At 43.2% G+C, this 16,182-nt stretch carries 13 protein-coding genes; 9 read left to right on the top strand and 4 right to left on the bottom strand.

Translation table 11 applies throughout. From position 1 onward, the window contains the following. Window positions 1-5: 5 nt before the first annotated feature. A complete protein-coding gene (locus tag V7K62_RS02615) occupies window positions 6-704 on the bottom strand; it encodes an aldehyde oxygenase (deformylating) (RefSeq protein WP_334861361.1) in 699 nt (232 codons plus the stop codon). Between the two features lie 180 nt (window positions 705-884). Here V7K62_RS02615 and V7K62_RS02610 point away from each other — a divergent pair, with 180 nt between their 5' ends. From V7K62_RS02610 to V7K62_RS02585, 6 genes are all read left to right on the top strand, one after another. Next, window positions 885-1,712 (top strand): carbohydrate ABC transporter permease, encoded by an 828-nt coding sequence (locus V7K62_RS02610; RefSeq protein ID WP_334861359.1) that lies wholly within the window; start codon window positions 885-887, stop codon window positions 1,710-1,712. A gap of 238 nt (window positions 1,713-1,950) precedes the next feature. Beyond that, window positions 1,951-3,141: an RNA-guided endonuclease InsQ/TnpB family protein gene (locus V7K62_RS02605; protein WP_334861357.1), complete on the top strand. Its 1,191-nt coding sequence runs from the start codon at window positions 1,951-1,953 to the stop codon at window positions 3,139-3,141. Window positions 3,142-3,337: 196 nt separating this feature from the next. Next, complete coding sequence (locus V7K62_RS02600; protein WP_334861355.1) at window positions 3,338-3,664, top strand: hypothetical protein; 327 nt, start codon at window positions 3,338-3,340, stop codon at window positions 3,662-3,664. Window positions 3,665-3,832: 168 nt separating this feature from the next. Then, window positions 3,833-6,283: a two-partner secretion domain-containing protein gene (locus tag V7K62_RS02595; RefSeq protein WP_334861353.1), complete on the top strand. Its 2,451-nt coding sequence runs from the start codon at window positions 3,833-3,835 to the stop codon at window positions 6,281-6,283. A gap of 1,019 nt (window positions 6,284-7,302) precedes the next feature. Next, window positions 7,303-9,627: a filamentous hemagglutinin N-terminal domain-containing protein gene (locus V7K62_RS02590; protein WP_334861351.1), complete on the top strand. Its 2,325-nt coding sequence runs from the start codon at window positions 7,303-7,305 to the stop codon at window positions 9,625-9,627. A gap of 230 nt (window positions 9,628-9,857) precedes the next feature. Continuing rightward, window positions 9,858-10,037: a hypothetical protein gene (locus V7K62_RS02585; protein WP_334861349.1), complete on the top strand. Its 180-nt coding sequence runs from the start codon at window positions 9,858-9,860 to the stop codon at window positions 10,035-10,037. Here the strand turns inward: V7K62_RS02585 and V7K62_RS02580 are convergent. Beyond that, complete coding sequence (locus V7K62_RS02580; RefSeq protein WP_442937212.1) at window positions 10,006-11,019, bottom strand: hypothetical protein; 1,014 nt, start codon at window positions 11,017-11,019, stop codon at window positions 10,006-10,008. The genes V7K62_RS02585 and V7K62_RS02580 overlap by 32 nt on opposite strands. Window positions 11,020-11,199: 180 nt before the next feature. Between V7K62_RS02580 and moaA the strand changes: the two genes are divergently transcribed. Further along, complete coding sequence (gene moaA / locus V7K62_RS02575) at window positions 11,200-12,186, top strand: GTP 3',8-cyclase MoaA (RefSeq protein WP_334861345.1); 987 nt, start codon at window positions 11,200-11,202, stop codon at window positions 12,184-12,186. A gap of 66 nt (window positions 12,187-12,252) precedes the next feature. Here moaA and rpsD read toward each other — a convergent pair whose 3' ends face one another. Continuing rightward, on the bottom strand, window positions 12,253-12,861 hold the full coding sequence (gene rpsD / locus V7K62_RS02570) for a 30S ribosomal protein S4 (protein ID WP_152589456.1): 609 nt from the start codon (window positions 12,859-12,861) through the stop codon (window positions 12,253-12,255). 462 nt (window positions 12,862-13,323) lie between these two features. On the opposite strand from rpsD, the gene V7K62_RS02565 reads away from it, so the two are divergent. Next, the gene (locus V7K62_RS02565) at window positions 13,324-13,977 is read left to right on the top strand and encodes a hypothetical protein (RefSeq protein WP_442937211.1); all 654 of its coding nucleotides are present in this window, start codon (window positions 13,324-13,326) and stop codon (window positions 13,975-13,977) included. 766 nt (window positions 13,978-14,743) lie between these two features. Here V7K62_RS02565 and hetR read toward each other — a convergent pair. Further along, a complete protein-coding gene (gene hetR, locus V7K62_RS02560) occupies window positions 14,744-15,643 on the bottom strand; it encodes a heterocyst differentiation master regulator HetR (RefSeq protein ID WP_334861340.1) in 900 nt (299 codons plus the stop codon). A gap of 180 nt (window positions 15,644-15,823) precedes the next feature. Between hetR and V7K62_RS02555 the strand changes: the two genes are divergently transcribed. Further along, window positions 15,824-16,033, top strand: a complete 210-nt coding sequence (locus V7K62_RS02555) for a hypothetical protein (RefSeq protein WP_334861338.1) — start codon at window positions 15,824-15,826, stop codon at window positions 16,031-16,033. Window positions 16,034-16,182: the final 149 nt, after the last annotated feature.

The raw sequence follows: 16,182 nt of genomic DNA, 5'->3' as shown, positions 1-16,182 counted from the left end.
CTCTTTTAAGCGGCAATGAGTCCGTAGGCTGACAAGCGCATGATATCGCGGGTCGTAAAACCTATGTTACTCAATGCTTCACCGTATTGAATCATAAAGTCTTCTACTAAAGCATCTTTTTCCATTGCCATTGTGTGGGCATCACCCTCTACTTTGTTGAGCATTTTCCAGACAATGGGTAGGTTCTGGCGATTTGCAAGTTCAAGTTCAGCTTTGGATTCGGTGAAATGTTCTTTCAACCAAACTTCTCCAAAGTTGAGGTGGCTATATTCTTCTTTTACTACTCCCTCCGTTATTTTACGGGCAAAAGCGTCGGCGACGGGGATGTAAATGTTATATGCTGCGATCGCAAAACATTCGATAATCAAAGACTGAATCAATAGACAAGTGACAACCTTCCCTTCGGCCGCCGCTGTTTGGAAATTTTGGTGTAGTCCAGAGAAAAATTCCTTGGCAAATTGCAAATCTGGGGTGACACCCAAATTGCGCCCACAAGCTTCAAATCCTTTCTTGTGTCGGCTTTCCATCTTGGAGAGGCGAATCAATTCATCATGAGATTCCGACAGTAGTTCGGCTAGTGTGATGTAATTTTCATGGGCTTCTTGTTCCCCTTCAATCACGATCGCATTAATCCGGCTATAAGCATCTTTGTATGTTTCGCTCTTGAAATCTAATTCTTTAAATTGGTCTGCAAGCTGCTGCATGGTTATGTTTACTCCTGTAAATCTGAATTATTTGACACCAGGATTGAATTTACCCTATGAACTGAGAGTAACAATCACTGTGGTTTAATTTAACTTAACAAGTAGACTATCTTTATAGATTAATTGTTGCTGGGGGCAATGCTCTAGTACTAGCGAAATAAATGCTTTGCATCTCAAGTTATGTCCAAACCAAACCTGAATCTGAAATCTGGTGATTTTTTGAGCCTAGTAGTCTTACTGCTAGGGGCATTTATTGTTTTACTACCGCTGTTTGTGGTGTTTCTCACCTCCTTTGCACCAACTGCCGCCAGCCCAGAAAATTTGTCCAAAAATAACTGGTCTTTAGCAAATTACCGCGTTGCGTGGCAACAGGGAAAATTTTTGCTGGCGTTTGCTAATTCTACCTTGGTAGCGATCGCTGTGACGGCGTTTCAGATTGTCACTTCTGCTTTGGCTGGTTACGCCCTCGCACGGTTGAAGTTTCGGGGACGCCAAGCCCTGCTATTAGTCGTTTTAGCAACTTTAGTGATTCCCTTTCAGTTATTGGTGATTCCCATCTTTTTGGTGTTGAAGTGGGGACATCTGATAAATACATACTGGGCGCTCATTTTACCCACTGCGGTGAACGGATTTGGAATTTTCTTATTACGTCAGTATTTCCAGACAATTCCCGTAGAGTTAGAGGAAGCCGCAGCTATAGATGGGGCGAACCGACTGCAAATTTTGTGGCGGGTGATGTTACCTTTAGCCCGTCCGGCCTTGGTGACGCTGTTTTTGTTCACCTTCATCGGTGAGTGGAATGATTTGTTTAAGCCTCTGGTATTTACGACACGACCAGAATTAAGGACGGTGCAACTAGCTTTGGCTGAGTTTCAAGAGCAATTTACGAATAATTGGCCCTTGATGATGGCAGCGGTGACAATCGCGACACTTCCAGTGATGGTATTATTTCTCATTGGTCAGCGTCAATTTATTCAGGGTATTGCGGCAACGGGAATTAAGAATTAGTGGGAAAACAGGCGGGGAGTGGAAGCCCGCCTTTGGTTACTGGGTGAGACACCAATGGCGATACGCCCACCCGACAATAAATAATTGGATATTTTTTATTTGTGACTTGCATTGTTACCAAAAAATTGGGTAAAAGCCCCGTCCTTCCAGGACGGCTTTATATTGCACTTCCAAAAGAATACTTTAGTAATCTTATGATGAATATGCTATCATAAGATAAGTGAAATGAGAGATATTCATGCTAGTTTTTGAGTTCAAAACCTACGGCAAAGCATTGCAATTCCAATCAATTGATCAAGCGATCCGAACGACTCAGTTCATTCGGAATAAAGCTATTAGATTGTGGATGGACGGCGTTGCTCAGTCTTGGGTTGAACTATCACGGCATTGTGCATTATTAGCTAAAGAGTTCCCCTTTGCAAATAGGTTAAACTCAATGGCTAGACAAGCCGCAGCAGAACGGGCATGGGCTGCTATCTCACGTTTTTATGACAACTGCAAGAAAAAGATATCTGGTAAAAAGGGATTTCCCCAATTCCAGAAAAATTGCCATTCTGTTGAGTATAAAACATCAGGATGGAAGCTTGCAGATAATCGTAAATCTATAACCTTCACAGACAAAAACGGCATTGGTACTCTTAAGCTCAAAGGCACTCGTGACCTGCATTTCTACCAAATTAACCAGATAAAACGGGTGAGACTGGTAAAACGTGCAGATGGTGTGTATGCCCAATTCTGTGTTGATGTAGAACGCCTTGAGTTTATACAACCAACTCATCAGACAGTTGGGTTAGACGTAGGTTTGGAAAGCTTTTATACTGATTCGCTGGGTAACAAGGTTGAAAATCCTCGGTTCTATAGAACTGGGGAACGCAAGATGAAACGGTCACAAAGACTTGTTTCTCGCAAAGTTAAAGGTTCTGGCAATAGGCGCGCATCTCGAAATATATTAAGTAGAGTTCACCTCAAAATAAGTAGGCAGCGTAAAGACCATGCCGTGAAATTGGCAAGGTGCGTAATCACATCAAACGATGTAGTAGTCTACGAAGATTTGAGGATTAAGAACATGGTGAAAAATCATTGCTTGGCAAAATCAATCAATGATGCTGGCTGGTATCAATTTAGAGTTTGGTTAGAGTATTTCGGGAAGGTATTTAAAAGGATTACTATTGCGGTAAATCCTTCATATACAAGTCAGGAATGTTCTAACTGTGGCTCCATTGTGAGAAAGTCCCTATCTACTCGTACCCACGTTTGTCAGTGTGGTTGCAATCTGGATAGAGATCACAACGCCGGAATAAACATCCTTAACTCAGGATTGGGTACGGTAGGGCATACCGGAACCTTTGCACTAGATGCAAGCAACGCTTTAGGAGAAACGACCTCTACTCTTGTTGGAGAAATCCTGCATGAGCAAGTTGTCTCGTAGATCAAAGAATCCCCGTGCGTTTACGCCGGGGAGTGTCAAGAGCAATGCTGTACCTCTACTGCGTGATTTATTTACCTAAAAATAGCTGTAAAGGAAATCCCGCAGGAAAATATGAACTTTTATAACACTCAGCGTAATCATTGCTAACTAAACTGAAGCAATAATTATACACATTCCGTCAGGAACGAAAACAATCATGAGTTCTCAACAAGTCATAGACCCTCAAATATTACAGCAGTTACAAGAAGAGATTCAGCAGAAAATGGGTGAAAGCCTAGAAAACGCTGACTTACACTCAGTGCTTGAAAAGTACGGCTTATTAGAAGATAGAGTCCTGAGAATTCATTGGCAATGTAATCTTGACCCGAATCAACTCAAATCTGATGATGCAGTTGATGAACAGCAACCCAATGCATTATTGCCAGGAACTCCAAGAGTTTCAATACCAGAAATTGTATTAGTGAAAAAAGCATTGTGTATTCCTTGCCCATCAACTGGCAGTCCTTTAGGCTGTAACTGCTAAATAATTTAATCTTCGGACTGCAAAGAGTTTATTCTAGTGAATGTAAAAATACTAAACTTTGCTTTGATGTAGTAGTTAGACTACAAAGATAACATCAGCGTACTAACATAACTAATTAGCAAAAAGTAGTATTTTAATAAACTCTTATTTTTTGAGCGCCAGTTTTTAATGTTTCAAAATCGAAGCAGTTGCCACTGGAAGTTAGCAATAGTGAGTACTTTAGTAATTGCTAGAGTACTCACTTTCGCTGAGAGTTTTGCCTTAGCTCAAATTAAAACAGATGCCACGCTTGGATCTGAAAGTTCAATCATTACACCAAAGCTAATCGATGGTCAGCCTATAGACCAGATTGATGGTGGAGCAGTTCGTGGTACAAACTTGTTGCACAGCTTTGAACAGTTTTCTGTCTCTGCGGGAAGGACAGCCCACTTTAACAATGCAATAGATATTCAGAACATCATCAGTCGGGTGACAGGCAATTCTGTTTCTAATATAGATGGCATTCTAAAAGCTAACGGCACAGCCAATGTATTTCTGATTAATCCTAACGGCATTGTTTTTGGGCCGAATGCTTCTTTAAATATCAGTGGTTCATTTGTGGCTACTACGGCGAGTAGTTTGAACTTTGCTGATGGTACAAACTTTAGTGCAACATCTCCTCAAACTGCACCTCTACTCAAAGAAAGTGTTCCTATTGGCTTACAATTCGGAACAATTGCTCGACCCATCCGCAATCAATCCCAAGCAAGTCCAAATAATGCAATTAATGTCTTAGAACAAGGGGTTGGTCTACAGGTGCAGCAAGGCAAAACCTTAGCACTTATAGGCGGTGATATAACACTAGAGGGCGGAAATTTAACGGCAAAGGGGGGAAGAATTGAGTTAGGAAGCGTCGCTGGCAATAGTTTGGTTAGTCTCAGTTCAACGAATCAAAGTTGGACATTAGGATATGAAGGCGTTAAAAATTTCCAGAACATCAAACTAACCCAGCAAACTGGGATTCCATCTACTGTAGATACCAGTGGCAAAGGTGGCGGTAATATCCACCTGGAAGGACAGCGTGTGCTGGTAACTGGCGGATATATATTGGCTGTTACCTTGGGAACGCAACCAGGAGGAAATTTGACAGTGAACGCTTCCGAGTCTGTAGAACTTGGACTAAATTCGGTATTGTCTACTGGAACTTTCAAGACTGGAAACTCTGGAAATATAAATATCACTACCAGGAAGTTGATTGTCAGAGATGGAGCGCAAGTCTTAATGTTCAATATCGGTTCGGGACTGGCGGGGCAATTAACCATAAACGCCTCAGATTCCGTAGAACTAATCGCAGGCATCCCCATTTCTCCCTTACCAGATGGTACTGATTTAATATCCAGTGGATTATTTAGTGCAACTTATGGCGCTCAAAATGCTGGCAGCATAATAATTAACACTGCAAAGTTACGTATCGAGGGAGGGGCAACAATATCAGCAAGTTCTGAGGGTATACTTGGGCGTTTTTCTAACCAATTTACACCAGCTACAGGAAATGGAGGAGACTTGACGGTGAATGCTTCTGAGTCTGTAGAACTAATTGGAACCTCAGCAAATGGTTCTAAGCTCAGTAGCTTGTTTTCTGGGACTCAAGGGGCTGGAAATGGCGGCAACTTAACCCTAAGTACAGGGCAATTGATTATCAAAGATGGGGCGGCAATAACTGTAAGCAGTGAAGCTCGAAAGGATGTCAACTATGAAGGGGGCGTACCCAATTTAGGTCTAGCAGGCGAACTCAATATAACTGCTCGTTCCATCCTGCTGGATAAGGGAAAACTCACTTCTAATAGTGAGTCAGGTAAGGGTGGTGACATTGGGCTACAGGTGCGGGACTTATTACTGATGCGTCGCAACAGTCAAATCTCTACGAATGCCGGAGGTGATAAAACTGGCGGTAATATTACCATCAATGCACCTAATGGCTTCCTCGTCGGTACTCCCTTCGGAAATAGCGATATCACCGCCAACGCCAACTTTGGTTCTGGTGGGAAAATCACAATCACCGCTAAAAACATCTTTGGGTTTGTGCCACGCACCCGTGCAGAGGTAGAGAGGCTCGATTCGAAAGACATAAACCCGAATAACCTGCCAACAAGTGACATCACTGCATTTTCTCTGCAAAACCCTTCATTAAGTGGCACTGTACACATCAACTCACCAGATGCTGATCCCAGTAAAGGATTAGTGGAATTGCCTGTAAATCTGGTTGATGCTTCGCAGCAAATTGCTGCTGGTTGTAATTCTGGTGGAAAAATAGGAAGAAGTTCATTTGTTGCTACTGGGCGTGGAGGAATACAAGCCGATCCCACAGAGCCATTGATAGCTGATGATGCGGTGCTAGCAGGTTGGATTACACTCCCTCCAGAGAGTCAGAATCTTGCTGACGGGATTCAAAAAAGACAGGCGCAGAGAAACACAGAAGAAAAATCACAGAAGGTTAATTCTGTCAATGAGCCTACTCAAATTGTAGAAGCCCAAGGATGGGTAATGGATGCCAATGGGAACGTGGTTCTAGTTGCTCAAGTACCCATTGCGTCGCCCCATAACTCCTCGCTTGTCGCTACATCTTGCGGTGCTAATTAAAAATTGAGATTCTCATAACTTTTCTTGGTGCATCGGCGTAGATCGTCGTAGACATCGCTATCTTTGCAATGAACTTTATATGAGCGATCGCCTTAATAAAGCCTGTGAGCTTATCCAAACCGTAAGCAGAGTGTGAGACTTGAGGAGTATCAATTACTCAATTCTCTTGAGCGATCAATAGTCAGTAGCCAAATTCATCAATCCTTTAAAGAAATCCGGCATAAATATATGAAGTTTTGTTACACAGTGCGTAATTATTACTAACTAAGTTGAAGTCATAATTATCAGAGTTCACAAGAGCGTTAGAAACTTAATGCTTTTGTACCACTCTAGACTTTGTATTATTGATTTTTTAGTTGCCAAACTGTACTAACCAAACTCACGTTAATTTAGTACATTACAAAATAAGTTCACACATTTACCAATCTCCAAGGAGAGCAAAAGTCATGAATTCTCAAACATTACAGCAGTTACAAGACGAAATTAAGAATGAATTAAGTCAGAGCCTGAAGAATGCTAACTTCGAGACAGTGCTTGAAAAGTATGGTATATCAGGAGAAAAAGTTCTGAACCTTGAGTGCAGTATCGACCTAAGTCAAATACAAATAAAGGATACGGAAAACTCTAGTAATACAAATTCATTAATTTCAGGTAATCATATTGTGAAATTAAGTTGCATCTGGTGTGCTTGTTGTGGTTGTTGTTGAGAAGCCTTAAATTGATATGAATTTTGGTAAAGAATAAAACACTTGTTTCTAAGTTCGATCTAGCCCACTAAATATTTGGTGAAAATATTGTACTCATTGTATATTCTGTTTTCAATTACATTGGAACAGAGATTTCTAGGAACACAATGATTTTGTGTTCCTATTATGTATTGTTTTAGGATAGAAAATTTCTCAGTATTGGTTAAAGAACAAAACGCAGATTACCTGTATCAATGTGTTCTATTTAATATTAAGTACAGGAGCATCGTTATTGAGTAACCGATAGTTCTTTAGAGAAATGCAATATCAAGTATGATTAATATTTCGTTCTGGTTTCAATGGCTAAGATTTGCAATAATTGGTGCAATTAGTTTCTCGGCAAATTGTGCTATTGCTCAAGTCAGCCCGGATGGTACTCTACCTACTAATGTGAAAACACAAGGTAGTACCACAATTATTGAAGGTGGAATCCAAGCAGGAAGCAATTTGTTCCACAGTTTTAAAGAGTTTTCTGTACGTGATGGAGCTACGGCTGAGTTTAATAATACTGATAGTGTTCAGAACATTATTAGCCGCGTAACGGGGCCCTCTCCTTCTAAGATTGAAGGTATCATTAAAGCTCAGTACAAAGCTAACCTGTTTCTGATTAATCCTAATGGCATTGTTTTTGGGCCCAATGCTTCTTTACAAATCGGTGGTTCATTTGTAACAAGTACGGCGAGTAGCCTGAACTTTGCTGATGGGATCAAGTTTAGTGCCACAGATCCTCAAACTACACCCCTACTGACAGTAAGTGTTCCCATTGGTTTACAATTCGGAGCAACTGCGTCTCCCATCCGTAATCAATCCCAAGCAAAGAATCCAGATGGCAAAACAACTAATATCTTCACCCAACCAGTTGGTCTACAAGTGAAGCCAGGTAAAACCTTGGCATTAGTGGGCGGTGATATCACGTTAGAGGGCGGAAATTTAACTGCAACTTCAGGACGAATAGAGCTAGGAAGTGTTGCTGGCAATAGTCTGGTCAGCTTGAAGCCAAAGGATCAAAGTTGGATATTGGGATATGAAGGTGTCCAGAATTTCCAGAACATTCGATTCATCCTGCGAAATTCTCAGATTCCATCTCAAGTAGATGCTAGCGGTGAGAGTGGTGGTAGTATCCAGCTATGGGGAAATTCCGTGGAACTAGTTGGTTCTCTTGTGCGCTTGATAAGTCAGACTACAGGTAACACAAAAGGTGAAGACTTAAACATTACCGCCAGCAAGTTTATTGTTTCGGATGGCGCACAAGTGCTGACTTCTACTAGTGGCACGGGCAAAGGGGGAAATTTAAACGTAAATGCCTCCGAGTCTGTGGACTTGATTGGTAGTTCCATTACTCCACTGACTCCTCGTCCTCTAGCTAGTTCATTGGCAAGTGCAACTTTTGGCGAAGGAAATGCAGGTGACCTTACGATCACAACTAGGAGGTTGCGTATCCAAGATGGGGGCCAAATATCAGCAGAGTCAACTGGAATATTGGTTGATCCTGAATATATCCTATATAAACCAGCCACAGGAAACGGAGGAAACATAACTGTCAGGGCTACTGAGTCACTAGAGATAACAGGAACTTCAGCAAATCGCTCTTTGGTAAGCCAATTGCTAGCTTCGACTGGCGGTTCCGGATCTGCTGGAAATTTGGATATCAAAACGGGGCAATTGATTGTCCGCGATGGGAACATAACTGTGAGCAGTGAAGTTCTAAAAGATGCACCAAAATACTATGTACCCTTTTTCGGAAAAGCAGGTGAACTAAATATAACCGCTCGCTCTATCCTGCTCGACGAGGGACAAATCACATCTAATAGTGAGTCAGGTCGGGGTGGTGATATTTCGCTACAGGTGCGGGACTTACTACTGATGCGCCGCAACAGTCAAATAACCACTAATGCAAGGGGTAAAGGAAATGGTGGTAATATCTTCATCAATGAACCTAATAGTAGTAATAGCTTCATCGTACCTAATAGTAATAGCTTTATTGTCGCTGTCCCCAGTGAAGATAGCGACATCAGTGCTAATGCTGTCGGCGGCAATGGTGGTAATGTCAAAATCAAGGCTTTTGGTGTCATAGGCACACAATATAGAGAAAAACCGACTCCTTATAGTGACATTACTGCCAGTTCCGAGTTTGGATTAAATGGCACTGTACAAATCAACTCACCAGATGCTGACCCCAGTAAAGGATTAGTGGAACTACCCGTAAATTTGGTTGATGCTTCGCGGCAAATTGTTGCTAGTTGTAGTACTGGTGGAAAAATAGGAAGGAGTTCATTTATTCAGACTGGGCGTGGAGGACTAGTAACCGATCCCACGCAGCCATTGATAGCTGATGATGCCGTGCTAGCAGATTGGATCACACTCTCTCCAGAGACTAAGAATCGTGCTGGCGGTATTCAGAAAAGAGCCGTTGTTCAGGCGCAGCGAAACACAGAAGAAAAATCACAGAAAGTTAATTCTGCCAATGAGCCTACTCAAATTGTGGAAGCCCTAGGATGGGTTATAGATGCCAATGGGAACGTGGTTCTGGTTGCTCAAATACCCACTGCATCTCCCCATAACTCCTCGCTTACCGCTACATCTTGCGCTGCTCATTAGACGTGAGTTCGACAAACCTCTCCATACCTTGAACTAAAGTTCAAGCCTGTCCCTCTTTGAGCTTGAGAGAGACAGGTTTTGCGTAGTAAAACCTCTAAGAGGTCTTGTCTTAAGTTGTTTTAGGATGAACGCAATCAGCAATTGTGTAGGTGTAGCCAGCCTTCTTTACGAGACGCTCCGCGAACGGCATCACTGAAATAGCAAATGCGATCGCCGAAATAACAAATGAGTTGGCTAAAGTAACAAATGAGTTCGCCGAAGCAGCAAATGCGATCGCCGAAGCAGCAAATGCGATCGCCGAAGCAGCAAATGCGATGCGTAAGCGTAGCCAGCCTTCTCTACGAGACGCTTTGCGAACGCCATCGCTATTGCTTATTCCTAACTCGTCTCCTGAATTTGCAAACGAATAGTGTGTTCAGTCGCACCACTAAGTTGCAATTCCATGATTTCACCACCCAGAGGTTCCAAACAAGTGAGGAGCGATCGCAAGTTGGGTGTACTTGCGCCAGTATCCACATATAATCGATCTGCTAAATTACTGATCCGTTTCCAAGTCATGTAAAGTTTAGCGATCGTTTGTTCCATCTGCGATGCTTGATTTACCAAATCAGCAGCAATGCTCAAACAGCCGACTCTTTGCGCTTCTTCTAAAGCTGTTTCAATATCAACATCTTCCTTTGTCAGCGCCTGAACTTGAGCCGCCCCTTTGAGATATTTCGCCAAGTTACGCGCTTCGGTAGTTACCTGTTTCAGGGTATCCACATCAGGATTGGCAGCTATTTCCTTTTGGATAAACTTTTGATGCGATTCTGGCAGTTTTTCCATTTCCTTCACCAGTGGGGCGATGTAGCGTGGAGGAAGAGTATTATCTGCTGCCTTTTCCTTAACTGCTTCGGGTAATAAATCTGAGGACATGGCTGTCCATTCATCGCTGAGTTGACGCACTTCCCGCCTAGTGATGCGATCGCCTTTTTGGGCGGCTTCACTCACCATCTGTTGCACTTGGGGGGATGCTTTGGAGGTTTCGACAAATGCCCGTTTGCTGAAGTTGTTCACAGATCCGGGGTCAAGTTTACCATCTTCGATGAGAGTATCAGCACTATTCGCCAGTTGAATCCAGGAGTATGCTTGACTTTTGCTGATTTCCCGCTCTTTTAGCCATCGCAGAAAGCCAGTACCGCGCCCGTCACCACCCACTTTTTCTCTGTCGCGGATCGCCCGTAAAATTCGCCCCCGCCAGATTTCAGTTTGCAAATCAAAGCGATCGCATACCTGCCAAGCTATTTCTAGCTGCTGTTGAAAATCTGACTCTAGAATCTGTTCATCTTCTGGATCGGGCAGTTCAAAGCTGATATCGGCTGGCTGTAGTAAAGCAGCAGCAAGGTCGTTCATGGAGTCGGTGTCTTGCACGATTGATGACTAACGAGTGGATGCGATCGGCTTATTATGCCACAATCTGTGGACTCTCACTTAAGGGGGAGTACGGTATTTTGAGTTACAACAAAGATAGTAAGAAGGGGTAAACCACCTTTGTAAAGTCTTTAATTAATCACAGACAATAAAAATAAAACGATGAACCAGGTAGACTACCTCCGGATTAGCTTAATCGATCGCTGCAATTTTCGTTGTCAGTACTGTATGCCAGAGGGAGTAGAACTGGACTATATTCTCAAGCAACAGCTATTAACTGATGAGGAACTACTCACCTTAATTCAAGAAGTATTTATTCCAGTAGGCTTTAATCGGTTTCGTTTGACTGGAGGGGAACCCTTATTGCGTCCGCGGGTAGTGGATTTGGTAAGTGCGATCGCAACTCTCCCCCAAACTCAAGACCTCTCAATGACCACTAACGGGTTTTTGCTGGCTCCGATGGCACAAAACCTCTACAATGCTGGTCTGCGACGTATTAATATTAGTCTGGACTCTCTTGATACCGACATTTTTGACCAAATTATCGGTAATCAGGGGCGTTCTCGTTGGCAACAAGTTTGGCAGGGGATTCAAGCAGCCCATGAAGTCGGATTCGACCCCCTGAAGCTGAATGTGGTGGTGATTCCTGGCGTTAATGACCACGAAGTTCTCGATTTAGCCGCCCTGACAATTGAGAAACAGTGGCATGTTCGATTTATTGAATTTATGCCTATTGGTAATGTGCATTTATTTGGCGATCGCGGTTGGGTATCTTCAGCTGATTTACGAGAACGTATTCGCGATCGCTGGGGCTTGACAGAATCCCAAGTTCGTGGTGCTGGGCCCGCCGATGTCTTTCAAATTCCTGGTGCGAAGGGGACACTAGGATTTATTAGTCAAATGTCAGAATGTTTTTGCGATCGTTGTAACCGGATGCGCCTGAGTGCTGATGGCTGGCTGCGTCCCTGTTTATTGAATGAAACTGGTCAAATAGATTTAAAAACTGCTCTGCGTTCTGGTATCAGCACCGCTCAATTACAAGAGCAGGTCAGACATTTACTCGAAATAAAGCCAGAAATTAACTTTAAACAACGCGATTCTGGCATTTTAGGTACATATACTCGCACCATGTCGCAAATTGGCGGATAGTGATTGGTCATTTGTCATTTGTCCTTTGCCAAGGACTCAGGACAAATGACTAAGGAGAAATGACGATTACGCTTGTCGTGAGTAGTATTCAACCACAAGTAGTTCATTAACTTGTAGTGCCACCCATTCTCGCTCAATAACGCTGTTGACTCTACCAACCAACTTATTTTTGTCAAACTCCAAATGACTGGGGAGGTTGGCCAAACCGGGATATTGCAAGTTAGCTTCCACCAACTTCCGTGATTGTGCCCGATCCCTGACTGCAATTACTTCACCAGGACGGCATTGGTAGCTGGCAATATTCACCACACGACCGTTAACAGTTACGTGACCGTGATTCACCAGTTGGCGAGCCGCTGGGATAGTCGGAGCTATACCCAAGCGGAAAACCGTATTATCCAAGCGCATTTCTAGCAATTGCAGCAGCACTTGTCCGGTAGAACCAGTAACACGTCTAGCTTTCCGCACATAACGCAGCAATTGCTTTTCAGTCAAACCGTAGTTGAAGCGGAGCTTTTGCTTTTCTTCTAAACGGATGGCATACTCAGAACGTTTTTTACGGTTCTGACCATGCATACCAGGTGGGTAAGCGCGTCTAGCACTTTTACGAGTCAATCCTGGTAGGTCGCCTAAGCGACGGACAATTCTGAGGCGGGGCCCTCTATATCGGGACATGAGTTTCCTTAATCTAATCCTGTTTAAACTTTACCGAAACATTCAATCTTGACACTCCCCTAATTTTTAATCAGGGGATTCTTGGTTTTTTGAAGCTGCTTACCGAGGTAAGACGTATCTCACCAAGGTAGACGCATCGATTTTTGCGCCAGTTGCTTTTAATCGGTAAACCCGACAAACTAGCCTCCAAGCCTGAATTCCGACCTGTCACGCCGTACTCCTGCCCATAACTTTTTTGTGTTTATTTAGTTTCGTAGGCTACTCAATCATCAGATTGATTTACGCAGTATTCTTACTCTGAAATACTTTTTACGTTGCCTACTTATCTTTCAAACAGTTATATTAACACAATTTTCGACATAATTAATTATGTCTATACTTTACTACCGCCGAAATTCTTTGATTACAGAGGATTTTTAAAATATTTGAGTTAGCATAACTTTGGGTGTTTGGAGAATGGCAATGTCAATGAGCAAAAAAGTGGTTAGCACAGGTAAGAACAAACAAGGCACTTCCACCTCCAAGATTTTAACATTACCAGTTTTGGCTATAGCTGGATGGTTAATAATCTTGCCTAATGTGGCTGTTGCTGCCTCCTACAGTAATGATTATAGTGTCTGTGCGGGTCGCCTTTTGAAGGTGGGTGTAACGGCAGAAGCGGCTTCAGAAGGTTGTGCAGCAGCACTGCGTCCAAGGGATTTGGCTGCTTGCGTGGTTAAAATTGATAAGGAAACCCAAATTGCCGCGACAGACGCGCTTTCTTCTTGTGGGAAGGCCCGGCGTCCTGAAGAGTTAGCTACCTGTGTAGTTGGCGTCAGCTTAAGTACTAAGGAAGAAGCTAATCCGGCAGTTTTAGATTACTGTGGACGCAGTTTGTTACCCGTGCGCTTTGGCCAGTGTGTGGTTGGCTTGCGTAGTCAAATCGACTTTCCCGCCACTCAAGCGCTAGATACTTGTATCAGTGCTGATGATAGTGTTGTTGGCGCTTCATCTTCGTCTACACCGGCAACTATAATTCCTGCGGGATCAAGTCCAAGTATTGAGACTACCCCATTTCCAACGCAACCAGTTGTTCCAACACAACCAGTTGTTCCAACGCAGCCGGGCACTAATTAAACAAGAATTCAGTAGTCAGAATTCCGGAGCGGAGGAAAGCTCCGCCAAGGCGTCAGAATCAATTAGTGGGCGATTTAGACCCACCACTACGAAAGTCTCCCACCAAATTTTGAATTTGGTGGGAGACTTAAACCCCTCTATTTAGCGTTCGACTGGGCGCTCACGCCAAAGTCTGCCAGTAGTACAGAATACCCTTCTTTTATTCTGACTCCTGAATTCTGTGTAGTTAAATTACATGACAATACTTTGTAATTGACTGAAAATACCAGTTAATTAGTAGACATAGTAGTGAAAAAGAATGTAGAGACGCGAAATTCGACTGGGCTTCGCTACGCTAACGTCCCGCTGCGCTCAGAGGATGTCTGAGAAGTATCAGATATTTGCTGATCCCCCCTAACCCACGCCAGTCGCTCATGGGGGAAACCCCCAGACGCTCGCGGAGTCGCTAACGCTGCGCTATCGCTTTTAGCGTCTCCCCTTGGGAGAAGACCGCGCTGGCTCCCCTTAAAAAAGGGGGAATAAGAGTCTCAAAGTCGCCCGATCAATTGGGGGATTTAGGGGGATCTGTAAGCATTCGCTGTATAGAAAAAACTTTTCAGACATCCTCTAAGGTATCTCTACAATAATTTCAGGTAAAGCATAATTAATTTCTGGAGATGTCTAGTAGGGTTTGCATTACAATGCACACCCTACTATTATTAGAGCGATGCTAGACAATTTGCTCTAAGCAACTGGTTAAAGGTAGACAAAGTTCCGCTACAGTGTACTAGTCTTCTCTTTCGCCAAAAACCGTCTGTAAAACCACTGCAATACCACCATCTTGGTGATATTTATCTGCCCAGGCACGGATAACTTCATCTAATTCTTCCATAGCCTGCTCCATTTTTTCTGGGAGGATATCAAGTTCTTCCAGCAAGCGCATGGCGTTTCGTCGCCGTTCTGCCCAATTTTTCATCATGCGGAAATACCGAGCGGTATCTTCTACCATGATGTAGGTACGTTCTTGATCGTCTGCTGGAGCATAAAAAGGACGAGTAAGAGCGTAGAAGGGCATTCCCCAAGGAGAATCGATGCGTGTTACTGTTCCTGAGTAGAGTAAACGGCGCTTGATATGCTCACCCAAAGCTTCACTCAAAGGCATTTGGTGTTCGGGTGGCAAATCTTCTTGCGATCGCCTGTGTAAAAACTCGATCAAATCCAGAAACTCAAAGGAGCTAACTAACTGAGCATCTGGTAAATTACTGGGCAGTTTCTGCTCAATTTGTCTTTTTTCTTCACTTGTCAGATTGCTACCAGGAACGCGCGATCGCCCCGGTTGCCAAGGATACTTTTCTAGCCAGACATAAGGCAATTGAATTAAATAGCGCGGTTCCTGAGAACCCAGCATTTTTAATAGTTTGCCTTCTGTTAATGCCTGTCTGACTTCTTCTACAATAATTTTTACCCGTTTCGGCTCTAAGTGGTGCAAATGCCCTGTCATTCGCAGGTTTTGTCCCTGCTCAAGATAGGTCATGTAAATTGCACACTTTGCTGCTGTTGCGGCTGCGTCTAAAAATGCCCCATGCCTGTGCCCACTCGTCCGCATGGCACTAAAAGCCAGATAAAGCATGATCTGATCCATCGCACTGGGGTCAAGACGTTTGATCAGATCTATGTCGTTACTCATATTACAGACAATTGAATAGCACGTTTACAAAATTTTTAATCGAGTGAAAATAGGTAGTATACACCTGGCTGAAAGCTGTCTTTACTTCAAACTATATTAGTATGCGATAACGATGAGATCGGTGGTAGCGCAAACTACCATTTTCGCATATTTTCTGGTACAAAAGCAGAGTCGGTGAGTGTGACTATAACTGTCTCTGCATCTAACCGGAAAATTACAGATATCACCAAGTTCAGCTTAACGGCGGTTTATCTCCCAAAAGTCAACTATGTTGCAATTAACCCACTAAAGCCTTTCAGTTTTCTGAGTTTTTTTTCATCTTTCAAGAGCAACAACGTCAAGCTGGTTACACCTAATTATGGCACTATGCCGACTCGGAGTAAAAACTAGTTTGCGCGGTTCATCTGGGATATCTGTTACTAGAAAAAGATGTTTTTTTCAGCTTTGGCGAATTATTTGTAGTACACAAGTGACTAGAAATAATTGGGAATAGTCTCAAAACAAATCGCTTACCAGGTGTAGCCATATTTAGAGGTTGA

The sequence above is a fragment of the Nostoc sp. genome (genome assembly GCF_036917935.1).
Taxonomy (GTDB): domain Bacteria; phylum Cyanobacteriota; class Cyanobacteriia; order Cyanobacteriales; family Nostocaceae; genus Nostoc.
This window is presented reverse-complemented; position numbering and strand designations above follow the sequence as displayed.